We start from the raw sequence: 14,218 nt of genomic DNA, 5'->3' as shown, positions 1-14,218 counted from the left end.
GACGACGATGACGACGATGCCGCTGCGGCGGTGAAGCGGCCGGGGGACGGTGAGGGACAGCCTATGCGGGACCGGCGAGCAGTGCTGTCTCGCAGGTCACGGCGCGGGCGGAGCTGGTGCGGTGCGGACGCGAGGGGGACAGCCTGATGCGGCGCCCCGGTCCCCGGGTCCGGAGCCCGGGAGCCGTGGACGCCGTCGCATCGAGGCGTCGCGTCAGCCCTTCTCGGTGACGCCCGCCGCGTCGAACGTGGCCACCTCGTGCATCGCACGGGCCGCGCTCTGCACCATCGGGAGCGCCAGCAGCGCACCCGTGCCCTCGCCCAGCCGCAGATCGAGGTCGACCAGCGGCCGCAGCCCCAGCTTGGTGAGGGCCGCGACATGGCCGGGCTCCGCGCTGCGGTGGCCGGCGATGCAGGCGGCGAGCGCCTCGGGCGCCACGGCGCGGGCCACCAGCGCGGCGGCCCCGGCGCTGACCCCGTCGAGGATGACCGGCGTACGCAGCGAGGCGCCGCCCAGGATCAGTCCGACCATCGCGGCGTGCTCCAGCCCGCCGAAGGCGGAGAGCATGCCCAACGGGTCGGCCGGGTCGGGCTGATGGAGCTCCAGCGCGCGGCGTACGACCTCGACCTTGCGGGCGTGTGTCTCGTCGTTGATGCCGGTGCCGCGCCCGGTGACCTCGGCGGGGTCGGCGCCCGTGCAGGCGGCGATCAGCGCCGCGGAAGCGGTGGTGTTGGCGATGCCCATCTCGCCGGTGAGCAGCGCCTTGTTGCCGGCCGCGACGAGATCGCGGGCGGTCTCGATGCCGACCTCGAGGGCCCGCTCGACGTCCTCGCGGCTGAGCGCGGGCCCTGCGGTCATGTCCGCCGTACCGGCCCGGACCTTGCGGGGCAGCAGACCGGGCGTGGCGGGCAGCTCGGCCGCCACTCCGACGTCGATGACACACACCTCGGCGCCCACCTGGTTGGCGAACGCGTTGCAGACCGCCCCGCCGCCGAGGAAGTTGGCCACCATCTGCGCGGTGACCTCCTGGGGCCAGGGCGTCACGCCCTGCGCGTGCACGCCGTGGTCCCCGGCGAAGATCGCCACAGCGGCCGGCTCCGGCACCGGCGGCGGGCACTTGCGGGAGAGCCCGCACAGCTGCGCCGAGATGATCTCCAGCATGCCGAGCGCCCCGGCGGGCTTGGTCATCCGCTTCTGCCGCTCCCACGCCTCACCGAGCGCCTTCGCGTCCAGCGGGCGGATGGCGCCCAGCGTCTCGGCGAGCATCCCGGCCGGCTCGGCGCCGGGCAGCGCGCGGCGTCCGTACGACTCCTCGTGGACGACCCAGGACAGCGGGCGCCGCTTGGACCAGCCCGCCTGCATCAGCTCGGGCTCGTCGGGGAATTCGTCGACGTAGCCGACGCACAGATAGGCGACGATCTCCAAGTGCTCGGGCAGCTCCAGTGTGCGCACCAGCTCCCGCTCGTCGAAGAAGCTGACCCAGCCCACGCCCAGCCCCTCGGCCCGCGCGGCGAGCCACAGGTTCTCCACGGCGAGCGCCGAGGAGTACGGCGCCATCTGCGGCTGCGTGTGCCGCCCGAGAGTGTGCCGGCCGCCGCGCGTCGGGTCGGCCGTGACGACGATGTTGACCGGGGTGTCGAGGATCGCCTCGATCTTCATTTCCTTGAACTGCTTCGCCCGGCCCTTGGGCAGCGACTTGGCGTACGCCAGCCGCTGCCGCTCGGCCAGCTCGTGCATGGTCCGCCTGGTCTCCTCGGAGCGGATCACCACGAAGTCCCACGGCTGCGAGTGCCCGACACTGGGCGCCGTGTGCGCCGCCTCCAGGACGCGGAGCAGCACGTCGTGCGGGATCGGGTCGGGCCGGAAGCCGTTACGGATGTCCCGCCGCTCCCGCATCAGCCGGTGCACGGCTTCCCGCTCGGCCTCGGCGTACCCCGGCGCGGGGTCGCCCACGGGGGCGTCGGCGACGTCTTCGGCGCCGTGCTGGCCGCCCTGTTCGGCCCCGTGTTCGGCGCCCTCTTCGGCGGGGGTGTCGGCCGGGGCTGGGGCTTCGCCTTCGGCGGGGGCCGTTGCTTCGCCTTCGGCCGGCGTCGGCTGTTCGCCTTCGGTGGGCGCCTCGGTGTCGGACGCGGTGCCGGGCTCGCTCGCCGCGGCGTCGCCGGTGGGCGGCTCGGTTTCGGCTTCGGTTCCGGGTGCGGTTCCGGGGTCAGCTGCGGCTTCGGTTGCGGCCGCGGCATCGTTACCGGCTGCGGCTTCGGAGTCCGCTGCGGTCGCGGAGTCGGCTTCGGCTTCGGCTTCGCCTTCGGCCTTGGCTTCGGTCTCGGTCTCTGCTGCGGCTTCGGAGTCGGCTGCGGTCCCGGGGTGGGCCTCAACCTCGGTGTCGGCCTGGGCTTCGGCTTCGGCTTCGGCTGCAGCCTCGGGCTCGCCGGTTGCTTCGCCGGTCGTCGCCTCGGCAGCGACGGACTCGTCTTCTGCCGCCGCAGACTGGGAGTCGGTGGTTGCTGTGGGGGCGTCCGCGTCGGCCTCACCGTTCGCGGCTTGCGCGGGCGGCGCGGGCTCCGTGGCTTCCGCGACGCTGCCCAGCTCCATGGTCGCCGAGTCGGCCGGAGCGTTCACCGGCGCGGCAGCCTCTGCGGTGTTGCCGGGCTGTGCTTCCGGTGCCGGCTGAGGGGCAGCCGCTTCGGGCGTCGGCATGGGCTCGGGCTCCTGGTCGGGCTGGGCCTCGGACGAGGTGCCCGGGGAGTCGGGGGCTGTTGTCGCCTGTTCGGGGATCGCGGGGCCGTCCTGCTGCTCCGGGTTCTCGTTTATCGGCGGGGCCACCGACTGAGGCTGCGCTTCGCCGCCCTGCGCCGGAACGGTGGGCAGCGCGCCGGGCTGCGCCTCCTGCCGAGGGCCGGGCACGGTGTCGCTGACGGCGCTCTCCGGCGCGGACGCGGGCGCCTGCTGGGGTACGGCCTCACCGGACGCGGAGACCTCGATCGGTCCCCCCGTCGTCGGCTCGGCAGCGGGCTGCTCGGCAGCAGTGGACTGCTCGACCGGAGCGGCCTGTTCAGCGGGGAGGGGCTGCTCCCCGGGCACGGGCTGCTCCGCGGGAAGGCCGGGCTCGGCCGTCGCGGGTGCGGGCTGGGCGGTCCACGCGTCCGGCGGGAGCTGGCCCAGCTGCGGGCCGGGCAGCGGCTCCTCGACGGCTGGTACGGGTGCCTGCTGCTCGGCCTCCGGCTGCGGCGCTTCCGACTGCGGCTGCGGCTGCGCGCCCGGCTGGGGCTCCGGGTGCGGCTGCTCCTCCGCCTGGTGCTGGGGCTGGGGCTGGGGCTCCGGCTGCTGCGCCGGGGGTTCGGCCTGTGCGGGCTGCTGTTCGGGGGCAGCAGGCTCCGCGGTCTGCGAGTGCATGACAGCAGGAGTTGCCTGCTGCGGCGCCGCGCCGGGAGCCGGGCCGGCCGGCGCGTTCTGCACGGGGGCACCCTGCACCGGGGCGGCCTGCGGAGCCGCGGGAGCCGGCTGCGCGGCGGCCCGCTCGGAGAGCGGACGCACGGTGCCGGACTGCTCGGGCACCGGCGGCCCGAGGTGCAGCGGGCGACGCGGGCCGTTTCCGCTGGCGTTCCCACCGCCGTTGCCGTTACCGGGTGCGGCACTCTGCGGGGACGCGGGCGCTGCGTGCGGCTGCGGCTGTTGGGGGTTTCGGACGGAGCTCACGTCGATGGAGCCGGAGTCGCGGCCGTCCGTCTCGTGCTGTTCCGGTGCGGCCGCGGCCGACTGCGAGGCGGCGCCGGCAGCGGCGTCTGGCTGCGGCTGCTCCGGCTGGGCCGGCTGAGTGTCCTGCGCGGGCGGCTGCGCCGCGCCCTGCCCGTTCTGGACGTACGCGGCGTCCTGCGCTCCGTCTCCGAGCGGATGTCCGTGCTCCGCATAGCCGTTGACCGCGTACGCTTCGCCCGGCGCGGGGGCGCCTTCAGGGCCGTACGGCGCCTCGGGCGGCAAACCGCCCTCCTGCGGCGGCTGCTGGGCGGCGGCAGGGTGCGGCTGCCCGTGCGGGTCGTACTCGTGCTCGTAGGAGCCTTCCGGCTGGGGCTGGGTTTGCGGGTGGGGCTGGGTCTGCGGCATCGGCTGTCCCGGGCCGGGCGCCGGCTGCTCGTTCCAGGCGCCCTGCGCGGACGGCATCAGCAGCAGGTCCTCTTCCTCGTGCGGTTCGTGGTGACTTGATGCGTCGTGGGGGACATGCGCGATGTGGGGGCCTTGCACGTCATGGTGGTTCTGCGGGGGGTGGGCGGAGGCTGCCTGGGCTGCGTGCTGGATGTTCTGGACGCCCTGGGCTTCCTGGAGGTTCTGGACGTCCTGCACGTCGCCGACGCCGCCGGCCGGGCCGGCGAAGGTGTGGGCTCCGGAGGCCGGAACGCCCGGCTGCCCCTCCGGCTGCTGCCCGCCTGCGTTCTCCGGCAGCCCCTCGTCCGGGATCTGACCGGTGTCAGTCATGCGTTCCCCTCGCCCATCGCTAGTGCTCCTTCCAACCCGGCGGACGGACCGCCGCACCCCGTAGATGAAGAACGAGCACGCACTCTGTGCGGCACGTGCCTCCGCCTACACCATTCGGACAATGACGGACGAAGCGTCAACACCGAACGGTGGCACAACAGTCCATCAGCCTACCCGTCGCCACCGACACCACCGGCCACGGGTGGGAGGGAAAGCGCACTTCGTCGGGGTTCGTCACGCAGCACGTCACAGAGGTTCACCGGCACGTCACAGGTGTTCAGGTGCGGACGGCCGACAGCAGGAAGACGACGGAGCGTTCGGTCTCCGTCCACGCGGCCGTCTCCAGCTCGACCGACTGAAGCAGGGCGCACTCGACGGCATAATCGCGCTCCCCGAGCGCCCTCCCGACCGCCTCTGCCTCATCTCTGGTGGTGGCGTGCGTGACGATACGCGTGGGGCGGCGGTCGGCGACCGCCGTGACGGTGACCGCTCCCCCGCCCCCCACCCGCACCACATCCGGCTCGGGCAGGTCCTCCAGGATGTGCGGCGCGATGCCGTGCACGGTCTCCAGCTGGACGCCGAAGCGCCGGGCCGCGGCGTAGATGCGGGCACAGGCGTCGGCGTCGCTGTCGACGGCGATGGCGGCGGCCCCCAGCCGCGCGGACTCCACGGCGAGGGCTCCGCTGCCCGCTCCGATGTCCCACACGAGGTCGCCGATCCGGGGTCCCAGCCAGGCGAGTTGGGCGGCGCGCAGCTGTACCGACTCGCCGGCCCGGGGTGCGCCGGCCTTCCCTTCCACCGGCACTCCGGTGTACTCGGCCGCCGGCAGGGCCCAGCCGCGCACGGCGGGCGGGTAGCCGACCTCGTGACCGGCGAGCCAGGCGCTGCCCTGGGTGGCGCCGCTGTCGGCGCCGGCTCCCGTACCGCCCACGACGATGACGACGTTGGGGTCGCGCCAGGTGTGGTCGGCGACCTTGTCGGAAGTGAGGACGGTGACCTGCTCGCGCTCGGTGCCCAGGGCCTCGCAGATGACGAAGGTGCGGTGGACCCCGGTCAGCAGCAGCGCGAGTTCGGCCGGCCCGGCGCCCGGCGAGGTGAACACGGCGACCTTGGTGTGGGCCCGGCAGACGTTGACGGCGCGCCGCAGGGTGCGGCTGCTGGCGACGACGAGCTGGGCGTCGTCCCAGGGCATCCCGGCGCGCGCGAAGGCGGCGGCGACCGAGGAGACGGCGGGCACGACCTCGACCTCGAGGCCGTGCTCGGGGGCGCGCAGGGTCCGTACGACGCCGAAGAAGCCGGGGTCGCCGTCGGCGAGGACGACGGCCGAGCCGCGGTGGCGGGCGATACGGCGGGCCGCGAGCGAGGTGCTGCCGAGCCGGATGCGTTCGGCGTTCGGCGGGACCTCGGGCAGCGCGAGGTGGTGTGCGGCTCCGGCGACGAGGGTGGCCGCAGCGAGTGCCGAGCGGGCGGCGTCGGTCAGCGGCGAACCGTCCCACCCGATCACGGTGACGCGGTCGGCCATGGTGGGTGTCTCCTGGCTGGTGAAGTGCTCATCGCAGGTCGGGCCCACTGAGCGTACCCCCTGTGCGGCCGGGAGCGGCCTCCGCGTCCTGCCGTGCGCGGCCGTCGGTGCCTCCCTGTGCCCCGCGTGCGCGGTGTGCCCCCCGCGTACGCGGCGGTCGGTGGCGGTCAGTGGCGCTGGGGCCAGCCGGGGTAGTGCGCGTAGCCGCCGGCCTCGGCGAACTGGTCGAAGGCGCCGTCGAGATCCTCGGGGAGCAGGCTCCAGACGATGAGGTCGGTGCGGATCTCCGCCCAGCCGCCTTGGGCCTCCGGCCGGGAGGAGTCCCAGTTCTCGGTGCGGGTGCGCGCTATCCAGGCGTTGCGCAGCACTCCCTCGCTGATGCAGCCGAGCTTCTGGGCGACCTGCTGGGCCGCGGTGTTGTCGGCCGCGGTGCGGATCTCCAGGCGTTCGAACTTCTGGTCCTGGAAGAGCCATTGGGCGACCGCCGCCAGCGACTCGGAGGCGTATCCCTCGCCGCGGGCCCAGGAGGCGGTGGCGTAGGCGGCGTGCGCCGAGAGAACGCGCCAGTCGGTGTCGCGCAGTTCCACCAGGCCGACCAGGCGCTGGGTGAGCAGTTCGGTGACGGCGAAGACGATGCCGTCGCCCGAGGTGCGCCGGGCGGGGGCGGTGCGGGTGACGAAGGTCCGAGCCTCGGCCTCGGTGTAGGGAACCGGCGCCGCCATCCAGGCGGTGATCTGGTCGTCCGCCATCATCTCGGTGAGCGCGGGGACGTCAGCTTCCTCGAACGGGCGCAGCACGAGCCGGTCCGTGCTGATCGAGATGTCCGGGAAGGTCGAGGTCATTCGCCGCTCCTACACGTCGGGGTGCAGCACAGCATGCAGCATCGGCACCGTGATGTGCAGCGCCGGGCCCCCTTGGCGAGCGGGGCCCGGCGCTGATCAGAGACTTGTCGACACGGGGACATTCCCCGGATCAGACCGTGGCGTTCACGATCCCACAGACCCGAAGACGGGTTCGATGGCCCCCTGGTATTTGTGCTCGATGAACTTCTTGACCTGCTGGGAGTTGAGCAGCTTGGCCAGCTTCTCGATCCGCGGGTCGTGCTGCTTGCCGTCCTTGACCGCGAGGAAGTTCGCGTAGGGGTTGCCCTTGGCCTGCTCGGCGACCAGCGCGTCCTTGGCGGGGTTGAGGTCGGCGTCGACGGCGTAGTTGCCGTTGATGACGGCGGCGTCCACGTCGTCGAGCGCGCGCGGGACCGCCGCGGCCTCCAGCTCCTTGAACTTCAGGCCGTTGGTGTCGGCGATGTCGCCGAGGGTGGCTTCCTGTCCGGCGCCCGGCTTCAGCTCGATGAGGCCGTGCTTGGCCAGCAGGTGCAGGGAGCGGCCCTCGTTGGTGCTGTCGTTGGGGACGGCGACGGTGTCGCCGTCCCCGATGTCCTTCAGGCTCTGCTCCTTCTTGGAGTAGAGGCCCAGCGGCTCCAGTTCGACGTTCACGACCGGCCTGATGTCGGTGTGCTGCTTCTTGTTGAAGTCGTCCAGATAGGGCTTGTGCTGGAAGAAGTTGGCGTCGACCTCGCCGCTCTCGGTGGCGGTGTTGGGCACCACGTAGTCGTTGAACTTGCGGACGTCGAGCTTGAGCCCCTCCTTGGCGGCGAGGTGCTTTTGCACGTATTCCAGGATCTCGGCGTGCGGGGTGGGCGAGGCGGCGATCCTGAGGGTCTGCTTGTCCTCGCCGCCCTGGCCGATCCCGTAGCCGATCAGCGCCAGCGGGACCACCACGGCCGCGGCCACCGCGACGGTACGGCCACGCCCCAGCCGGGCGAGCCGCCTGCTCGCTCCCCCGTCGCCGCCCGCGCCGCCGCGGCCGGCGGCCAGCAGCCGTACGACGGCGTCGCCGATGATCTGCACGGCGGTGACGATGACGATCAGCGCGACCACCGTGGCGAGCATGACGCTGGTCTCGAAGCGCTGGTAGCCGTACTGCACGGCGACCGAGCCGAGACCGCCGCCGCCGACGGTGCCGGCCATCGCCGAGTAGCCGATCAGCACGATCACCGTCGTGGTCAGCCCCGCCACCAGGGACGGCAGCGCCTGCGGGAGCAGCGCCTTGAAGACGACGGTGGGGGTGCCGCCGCCCATCGCCTGCACGGCCTCGACGAGCCCGCGGTCGACCTCGCGGACGGCGGTCTCCACCAGCCGCGCGAAGAACGGGATCGCGCCGATGGCCAGCGGCACGATGGCGGCGGTCGAGCCGACGGACTGGCCGACGACGAACCGGGTGAAGGGGATCAGGGCGATCAGCAGGATGATGAACGGCAGCGACCTGCCGACGTTCACCACCGCGCCGACAACCTTGTTGACGGGTGCGTTCTGCAGCATCCCGCCCTTGTCGGTGAGGACCAGCAGTACGCCCAGCGGCAGTCCGCCGGCCAGTGCGATCAGCGCGGACCAGCCGACCATGTAGAGGGTGTCCCAGAACCCCTGGAAGAGCAGCGGCTGTATCTCGGACCAGGTCACTTGGCGCCCTCCTTGGCGAGACCGGCGGTGCCGCGCGCGGCGTCGGTGTTCTCGTCGTCCCTCGCCGCGGCTGCGACGGCCGCGACATCCACGGTCAGGCCCTGCTCGCGCAGGAAGCCGATGGGCACGACGTTGTCCTCGAAGCTGCCGGGCAGTTCGATCCGCATCCGGCCGACCTGCTTGCCCGCGACGGTGTCCATGGCGGCGCCGAGGATGGAGATGTCCACCTCGTAGGTCCGCGACAGCTTGGAGATCACCGGCTCGGTGGTCGTCGCCCCGTGGAAGGTGACGTCCACGACGGTACGGCCGGGCGCCGAGGGCACTCCGCCGACCGGGAAGAGCTCGCGGGCCAGCTCGGAGCCGGGCGTGGCCAGCAGTTCGGGGACGGTGCCCGATTCGGTGATCCGGCCGTTCTTCATCAGCGCGGCGGAGTCGCAGACGGCCTTGACGACGTCCATCTCGTGCGTGATCAGCAGCACGGTGAGGCCCAGTTGCTCCTTGAGGTCGCGGAGCAGCTGGAGGACGGAGCGGGTGGTCTCCGGGTCGAGTGCGGAGGTGGCCTCGTCGGAGAGCAGCACCTTGGGGTCGCCGGCCAGCGCCCGGGCGATGCCGACCCGCTGCTTCTGGCCGCCGGAGAGCTGCGCGGGGTGTGCCTTGGCCTTGTCGGCGAGGCCGACGAGGTCGAGCAGTTCGCGTGCCTTGCGGGTGCGCTCCTGTCCGCTGTAGCCGAGGATCTCCAGCGGCAGCTCGACGTTGCCGAGCACCGAGCGCGAGGACAGCAGGTTGAAGTGCTGGAAGACCATGCCGATCCGGCCGCGTGCCGCGCGCAGTTCCTTGCCGGCGCGCTTGCCGCTGCCGGCGAGGGCTGTGAGCTCCTGACCGGCTACGGAGACGGTCCCGGAGGTGGGGCGTTCGAGGAGGTTGACGCAGCGGATGAGCGAGGACTTCCCGGCGCCGCTCTGGCCGACGACGCCGAAGACCTCGCCTTCGCTGACGTGGAGATCGACCCCGTCCAGTGCGGTGACCTCGCGGTCCCGTGTGCGGTAGACCTTTGTGAGGTCTTTTGTCGTGATCACAGAAACATCCGTGGTGTCGGTGGGATAGCGCTTACGGTGCCGTCGGGGCGAGCGCGCGGCGCGGTGTCCGGCGGTGCGGGCAGAGTGCGCCCACGGCTGCGGTGTTCGCGGTGCGCGTGGGAAGTCCGCCACGGCTTCGGCCGGCAGCCCGGAGGGCTCGGCGGTGGCGGGGATGCTCTGCCCGCGGGGCTCGGCGCGCGGGCTCGTGACTCGCTTCGGGGCGCGAGTCGCCTCGGTCAGCTCAGGCGGGGGCCCTCAGCGGGCACACATTCGCCGCGCGGTCTGCGACGGCCAGGCGCGCAGCGGCATACAACGAGCACCGGGCGTCCTGGTCGCCTCGGTCGCAAGGGTGCGGCAGCTCGTCGTGTTCATGGAGCTCAGTAAACCAGAGAGGGCGGACGGCACCGAGCCCTATGTCCGCATTGCGGACGCGGAAATGGACAGCAGCCCGGTGTGCCGCGGCCCGTTCAGTCCTCTGCGACGACCGTCACACCCGAGGCCGTGACCTGCGCGGTCACCGAGCCGAGGTGCTCGACCAGCACATCTGCACTCAGCTGATCCCGCGCGTGTGTTGTGGCCAAGCCCACGGTCCGCATCCCGGCCCTGCGGCCCGCCTCCAGCCCGGCGGGCGCGTCCTCGAAGACCACGCACCGCGCCGGGTCGGCGCCCAGCTTCCCTGCGGCCAGCAGATAGGGCTCGGGGTCGGGCTTGCCGCGGGTGATGTCGTCGGCGGCGACCACCAGCGGCGCCTCGATGCCGACGGCACGCAGCCTGGCCTCGGCCAGCTCGCGGGTGGCCGAGGTGACCACGGCCCAGCTGCCCTCCGGCAGCGAGGCCAGCAGCTCGGCGGTGCCGGGCAGCGGGACGACGCCGCCGTGCGGCACGTCCTCGACCTCCAGCCGCTCGATCCGGGCCAGCGCCTCGGGGATCAGCTCGGCCGGCAGCAGATCGCCGACGATGTCAGCGGCCGGCCGCCCGTGCAGCTCGACCGCGGCGAAGTCCTCCGCGCTGATCCCGTACTCCTGCGCCCACCTCGTCCAGCAGCGGAGCACGGACTCCATGGACGAGAGCAGGGTGCCGTCGTTGTCGAACAGCGCGGTCACAGGGGCTTCGAACTTCATGCCGGGCAGCGTACGCGGACGCCCGGGGGCGCGCGTCGGCGGGCCCGGGCGCCCTTCTAGACTCCTTCACATGCTCACCCCGCTGACCGTCGCGCTCGCCGTGGCCGCACTTGCGCTGGCCGCGTGGTGCGGCTGGGCGGCCTACCGCGACCAGCCCACGAAGGACTGGCACTTCGCCGGCATGGCCGTGGTGACCCTGCTCGCGCTGGCGCAGCTGGTGGTCGGCATCGTCCAGGCGGCCCGCGGCCAGACCGCGGCCGAGGGCTCGGTGATCTTCTTCTCCTACCTGGTCGGCGTCGTGGCGTGCGTGCCGGTGGTGGGTCTGATCTCGCTCACGGAGCGCACCAAGTGGGGCTCGCTGACAGTGGTGGCGGGCGCCGTCGTACTGGCGGTCCTGCAGGTGCGTCTCCACGACATCTGGGGAGGCGGCACGGGTGGCTGAACGAACGCCCTCGCAGACCGTTCCCGCGCCCCGCCGCGCGGGCATCAACACCGGTCCCGGCAAGCTGCTGGTCACGCTCTACGGGATCTTCACGGTGGGCGCCGCCTCGCGCTCGGCCGTCCAGCTGTCGACCCGTTTCCACGAGGCGCCGCTGGCCTACGTCCTCTCGGCGGTCGCCGCCGTGGTGTACGCGTTCATCACGCTCTCCCTGGTCAGGGGCGGTGAGGGCGCGCGCAGAGCCGCCCTCACCTGCTGCGCACTGGAGCTCTTCGGCGTCCTGGCGGTGGGCACCTGGACCCTGGTGGAGCCGTCCGCCTTCCCGGACGCCACGGTCTGGTCCGACTACGGGATGGGCTACCTCTTCATCCCCGTCGCCCTCCCGGTGACGGGCCTGTGGTGGCTGCGGGCCCGCCGCGACGGGTGACTCCCCGCGCGACGGGCCCGGCCCCCAAGCTCCGGCGCCCGGCACAGCGCTACGCGCTGGTGGCGTACTCCGTGGCGTCCTTGGCGAGAGCCACCAGCGTCACCCGGCGGTCCCGCTCGGTCCCCACCGGGGTGTACCCCAGGCGGCGGTACAACCGAAGGTTGCCCTCGCTGCGGCTGCCGGTCACCAGGTGGTAGCGCTTGGGCGCGAACTCGTCGGCGAGCCGGGCCTCGACGGCGGCCAGCAGCCGGCCGCCCAGTCCGTGCCCCTGGAGGCGGGGGTGCACACACAGCCGGCCGATGCGCGCGGTGCCCTCGGCATCGACCTTGCCGCGCACGGTGCCGACGACCTCCTCGCCGAGCCGGGCCACCACCATGCAGCCCTCGGCGAGTTCGGCCCGCAGCTCGTCCAGCGTCTGGACGAGCGGCTCGATGGAGTAGTCGCCGTACAGTTCCGCCTCGCTCTGGAAGCAGAGGTACTGCAGCTTCAGTATCTGTTCGGCGTCTCGCTCGTCCGCCGCAGAGATGGTCACGCTCATGCCCATGTGCGCATGCCTCCCCAAGTTGTGTGCGCACGGGCACGGGAGAGTGAGGGTGCCGTGTCCGTGCAGTCTGCCCTGGTGACGCCGGTTGCCTCTCGCACCCTTCCCTTACTTCCGGGTGGCGGAACCTTTGCCGCGAGCATTCTGCGCAGGCATTCCAGACAGCGGGAACGCAGCGGGCCCACCGCACCCTGTGAGATTCCCAACTCATGGGCGATTTGCGGGTATGTGGGGTCTTTCCTGGACAGCAGCGCGCGCAGCACGGCGGGACAGCGCCCCGGAAGTCCGCTGACGGCCGCGACAAGTTCGCGGCGCCGCTCGATGGCCAGCAGCGGCGCCTCGGTGTCGCTGGCCGGATCGCCGTGGCCGTCGGCTGCGGTGATCCTCGACTGCGGAGGTGTACGGGGTGCGGGCTCGGCCCCTCGCGGTACCTCGCGCCCCTCGCCCGCGTCCGCCGCCGCCCGGGCTTCGGCCCATACCGCGGCGGCCAGCCAGGCGGCGGGCTCGGTAGGCGGCCCGGTGCGGCGCAGCTGCTCCAGCCAGCGCAGCCAGACGCCCTGGCGCAGATCCTCGGCGTCCGCGCCGGAGCGGGCGGCGGCCTCGGCGGCGCACTCGGCATCCAGCAGCGCCCGCAAGCCGGGCGCCATCAGCGCGTGTTCGGTCATACGCCGCTGCACGCGCGCCGCCCGGCCGCGGTTGCGGAACGGGCGGCGCGTCACTCGTGCGGGTGGAACGGGGCGGGACTGGTCAGCGGTTGGCGCGGAAGTCGGCAGCCGCCAGCAGCGCGGTGTCGCAGTTGTCGGAGAAGATTCCGTCGATGCCGGTCTCGAACCAGCGCTTGAAGGCACCGAACGCGTCGCCGTACGCGTTCGGATCGTCCCCCTTGCGGAAGTCGGCCGGCAGGAAGGTGTTCTCGTTGCGCATGGTGTACGGGTGCAGCACCAGCTTCTGCGCGTGCGCGTCCCGCACCAGGGTCGTCTCCTCGCCGAGGGAGCCGTCCTCCTTGCGGGGGATGATCAGGTCGAGGGTGGGCCCGATGCCCTGCGCGAAGCCGGCGATCCACTTCAGCCCCTCGGGCTCGACCAGATCGGCGACGGTGCGCGGGTCTCCCGCTTCCTCGAAGTCCCAGGGGCGCGAGTCGGCAGTCCACAGCAGGACGACGCGGGGGCACTCCACCAGCTTGCTCAGCTGCTCCATGCTGCTCGGCTCGAAGGACTGGAGGAAGTTGGGAGAGTCCGCCTTGTGCCGCCCGTACCGGCGCAGCAGCTTGGCCAGCGGCTTCTCCAGGCCGAGGCCGAGCTTGCGGAAGTAGGTGGGGTGCTTGGTCTCGACGTGCAGCCATACCGGGCGGCCGCGCTGCCTGCCCTGCTTGTCGGCCCACTGAAGGACCTCTTCGAAGCTGGGCACCTCCCAGCGGCCGTTGTAGAGGGTGTTGTGCTGGCGCTGCTTGGGGATGCGCTCCTTGGCCCGCAGCGTCTTGAGCTCCTTGAGGGTGAAGTCCTCGGTGAACCACCCGGTGATCTCGTCGCCGTCGACCGTCTTGGTGGTCTTGCGGGAGGCGAACTCGGGGTGGTCGGCCACGTCCGTGGTGGCGGTGATGTCGTTCTCGTGCCGGCACACCAGGTGGCCGTCCTTGGTGGACACCAGGTCCTGCTCGATGACGTCGGCGCCCATGTCGAGGGCGAGCTGGTAGGAGCCGAAGGTGTGCTCGGGGCGGTAACCGCTGGTGCCGCGGTGCGCGATGACGGCCGGAGTGGGCAGGCCACGGTGGCCGTCCCCGCTTCCCTCGGTGCGGACCGCCGAGCGGCTCGCGGCCTGCGCGGTGCCGCCGCCGAGCGCGACCGCGCCCGTACCCGCCGCGCCCAGCACCGCCGCCGCCCCGAGCACGGTTCTGCGGCCCGGCTGCTGCTCCTGTCCCATGCGCTCTCCTCATCTCCCGGTGGCACCGATGTCCGGCCCCTGCCACACGTCGGGCTGATCGTAGGACCGGCCGGGGGACGCCGGGGAGACGTGCGGGCGAACACGGCTGAAACACCGGCGAGTCGGCGACCGGGAGGGGAGCAATACGGAGGTAACCCGCGTCAATTCCCCGTAACGGTGCAACCAACC

Annotated in this window: 11 protein-coding genes and 1 pseudogene; 2 read left to right on the top strand and 10 right to left on the bottom strand. The window is 72.6% G+C overall.

Annotated elements, in window-relative coordinates:
* Positions 1-213 precede the first annotated feature (213 nt).
* The 7 genes and pseudogenes from cobT to ITI46_RS03325 form a co-directional block, all read right to left on the bottom strand.
* Positions 214-4,467: a nicotinate-nucleotide--dimethylbenzimidazole phosphoribosyltransferase gene (gene cobT / locus ITI46_RS03350; protein WP_209237845.1), complete on the bottom strand. Its 4,254-nt coding sequence runs from the start codon at positions 4,465-4,467 to the stop codon at positions 214-216.
* A gap of 277 nt (positions 4,468-4,744) precedes the next feature.
* Entirely contained in the window at positions 4,745-5,989 is a 1,245-nt protein-coding gene (gene cbiE, locus ITI46_RS03345) for a precorrin-6y C5,15-methyltransferase (decarboxylating) subunit CbiE (RefSeq protein WP_209237844.1), read from the bottom strand.
* Positions 5,990-6,156: 167 nt separating this feature from the next.
* Positions 6,157-6,831, bottom strand: coding sequence for a GNAT family N-acetyltransferase (locus ITI46_RS03340; RefSeq protein ID WP_209237843.1), 675 nt, complete (start codon positions 6,829-6,831; stop codon positions 6,157-6,159).
* 144 nt (positions 6,832-6,975) lie between these two features.
* Positions 6,976-7,764 (bottom strand): MetQ/NlpA family ABC transporter substrate-binding protein, encoded by a 789-nt coding sequence (locus ITI46_RS34545; RefSeq protein WP_372451836.1) that lies wholly within the window; start codon positions 7,762-7,764, stop codon positions 6,976-6,978.
* A gap of 93 nt (positions 7,765-7,857) precedes the next feature.
* Positions 7,858-8,505: pseudogene (locus ITI46_RS34540) on the bottom strand (methionine ABC transporter permease); the annotation flags it as partial.
* The gene (locus ITI46_RS03330) at positions 8,502-9,581 is read right to left on the bottom strand and encodes a methionine ABC transporter ATP-binding protein (protein WP_209237841.1); all 1,080 of its coding nucleotides are present in this window, start codon (positions 9,579-9,581) and stop codon (positions 8,502-8,504) included. The pseudogene ITI46_RS34540 and the gene ITI46_RS03330, both read right to left, overlap by 4 nt.
* 467 nt (positions 9,582-10,048) lie before the next feature.
* On the bottom strand, positions 10,049-10,702 hold the full coding sequence (locus ITI46_RS03325) for an HAD-IA family hydrolase (RefSeq protein WP_209237840.1): 654 nt from the start codon (positions 10,700-10,702) through the stop codon (positions 10,049-10,051).
* A gap of 70 nt (positions 10,703-10,772) precedes the next feature.
* Here ITI46_RS03325 and ITI46_RS03320 point away from each other — a divergent pair, with 70 nt between their 5' ends.
* Together ITI46_RS03320 and ITI46_RS03315 are read left to right on the top strand one after the other, a co-directional pair.
* On the top strand, positions 10,773-11,144 hold the full coding sequence (locus ITI46_RS03320) for a hypothetical protein (RefSeq protein WP_209237839.1): 372 nt from the start codon (positions 10,773-10,775) through the stop codon (positions 11,142-11,144).
* On the top strand, positions 11,137-11,568 hold the full coding sequence (locus ITI46_RS03315) for a hypothetical protein (protein WP_209237838.1): 432 nt from the start codon (positions 11,137-11,139) through the stop codon (positions 11,566-11,568). Before ITI46_RS03320 ends, ITI46_RS03315 begins: the two co-directional genes overlap by 8 nt.
* Before the next feature lie 49 nt (positions 11,569-11,617).
* Here the strand turns inward: ITI46_RS03315 and ITI46_RS03310 are convergent, their stop codons facing one another.
* From ITI46_RS03310 to ITI46_RS03300, 3 genes are all read right to left on the bottom strand, one after another.
* Positions 11,618-12,112 carry a GNAT family N-acetyltransferase gene (locus ITI46_RS03310; protein ID WP_209237837.1) on the bottom strand — a complete coding sequence of 165 codons (495 nt, stop codon included), beginning with the start codon at positions 12,110-12,112 and terminating at the stop codon, positions 11,618-11,620.
* A complete protein-coding gene (locus ITI46_RS03305; protein ID WP_209237836.1) occupies positions 12,103-12,774 on the bottom strand; it encodes a sigma-70 family RNA polymerase sigma factor in 672 nt (223 codons plus the stop codon). The genes ITI46_RS03310 and ITI46_RS03305 overlap by 10 nt, the downstream gene beginning before the upstream one ends.
* Before the next feature lie 82 nt (positions 12,775-12,856).
* A complete protein-coding gene (locus ITI46_RS03300) occupies positions 12,857-14,029 on the bottom strand; it encodes a glycerophosphodiester phosphodiesterase (RefSeq protein WP_209237835.1) in 1,173 nt (390 codons plus the stop codon).
* Positions 14,030-14,218 lie beyond the last annotated feature (189 nt).

Origin of the sequence: Streptomyces oryzae, from assembly GCF_017676365.1 — a bacterium.
Lineage (GTDB): Bacteria > Actinomycetota > Actinomycetes > Streptomycetales > Streptomycetaceae > Streptomyces > Streptomyces oryzae.
This window is presented reverse-complemented; position numbering and strand designations above follow the sequence as displayed.

What these genes read in the sequence shown, in the direction of transcription:
- ITI46_RS03340 (WP_209237843.1), bottom strand. Translation starts at nt 6,831, where the DNA reads ATGACCTCGACCTTCCCGGACATCTCGATCAGCACGGACCGGCTCGTG.
- cobT (WP_209237845.1), bottom strand. Translation starts at nt 4,467, where the DNA reads ATGACTGACACCGGTCAGATCCCGGACGAGGGGCTGCCGGAGAACGCA.
- ITI46_RS03320 (WP_209237839.1), top strand. Translation starts at nt 10,773, where the DNA reads ATGCTCACCCCGCTGACCGTCGCGCTCGCCGTGGCCGCACTTGCGCTG.
- cbiE (WP_209237844.1), bottom strand. Translation starts at nt 5,989, where the DNA reads ATGGCCGACCGCGTCACCGTGATCGGGTGGGACGGTTCGCCGCTGACC.
- ITI46_RS03310 (WP_209237837.1), bottom strand. Translation starts at nt 12,112, where the DNA reads ATGGGCATGAGCGTGACCATCTCTGCGGCGGACGAGCGAGACGCCGAA.
- ITI46_RS03325 (WP_209237840.1), bottom strand. Translation starts at nt 10,702, where the DNA reads ATGAAGTTCGAAGCCCCTGTGACCGCGCTGTTCGACAACGACGGCACC.
- ITI46_RS03305 (WP_209237836.1), bottom strand. Translation starts at nt 12,774, where the DNA reads ATGACCGAACACGCGCTGATGGCGCCCGGCTTGCGGGCGCTGCTGGAT.
- ITI46_RS03300 (WP_209237835.1), bottom strand. Translation starts at nt 14,029, where the DNA reads ATGGGACAGGAGCAGCAGCCGGGCCGCAGAACCGTGCTCGGGGCGGCG.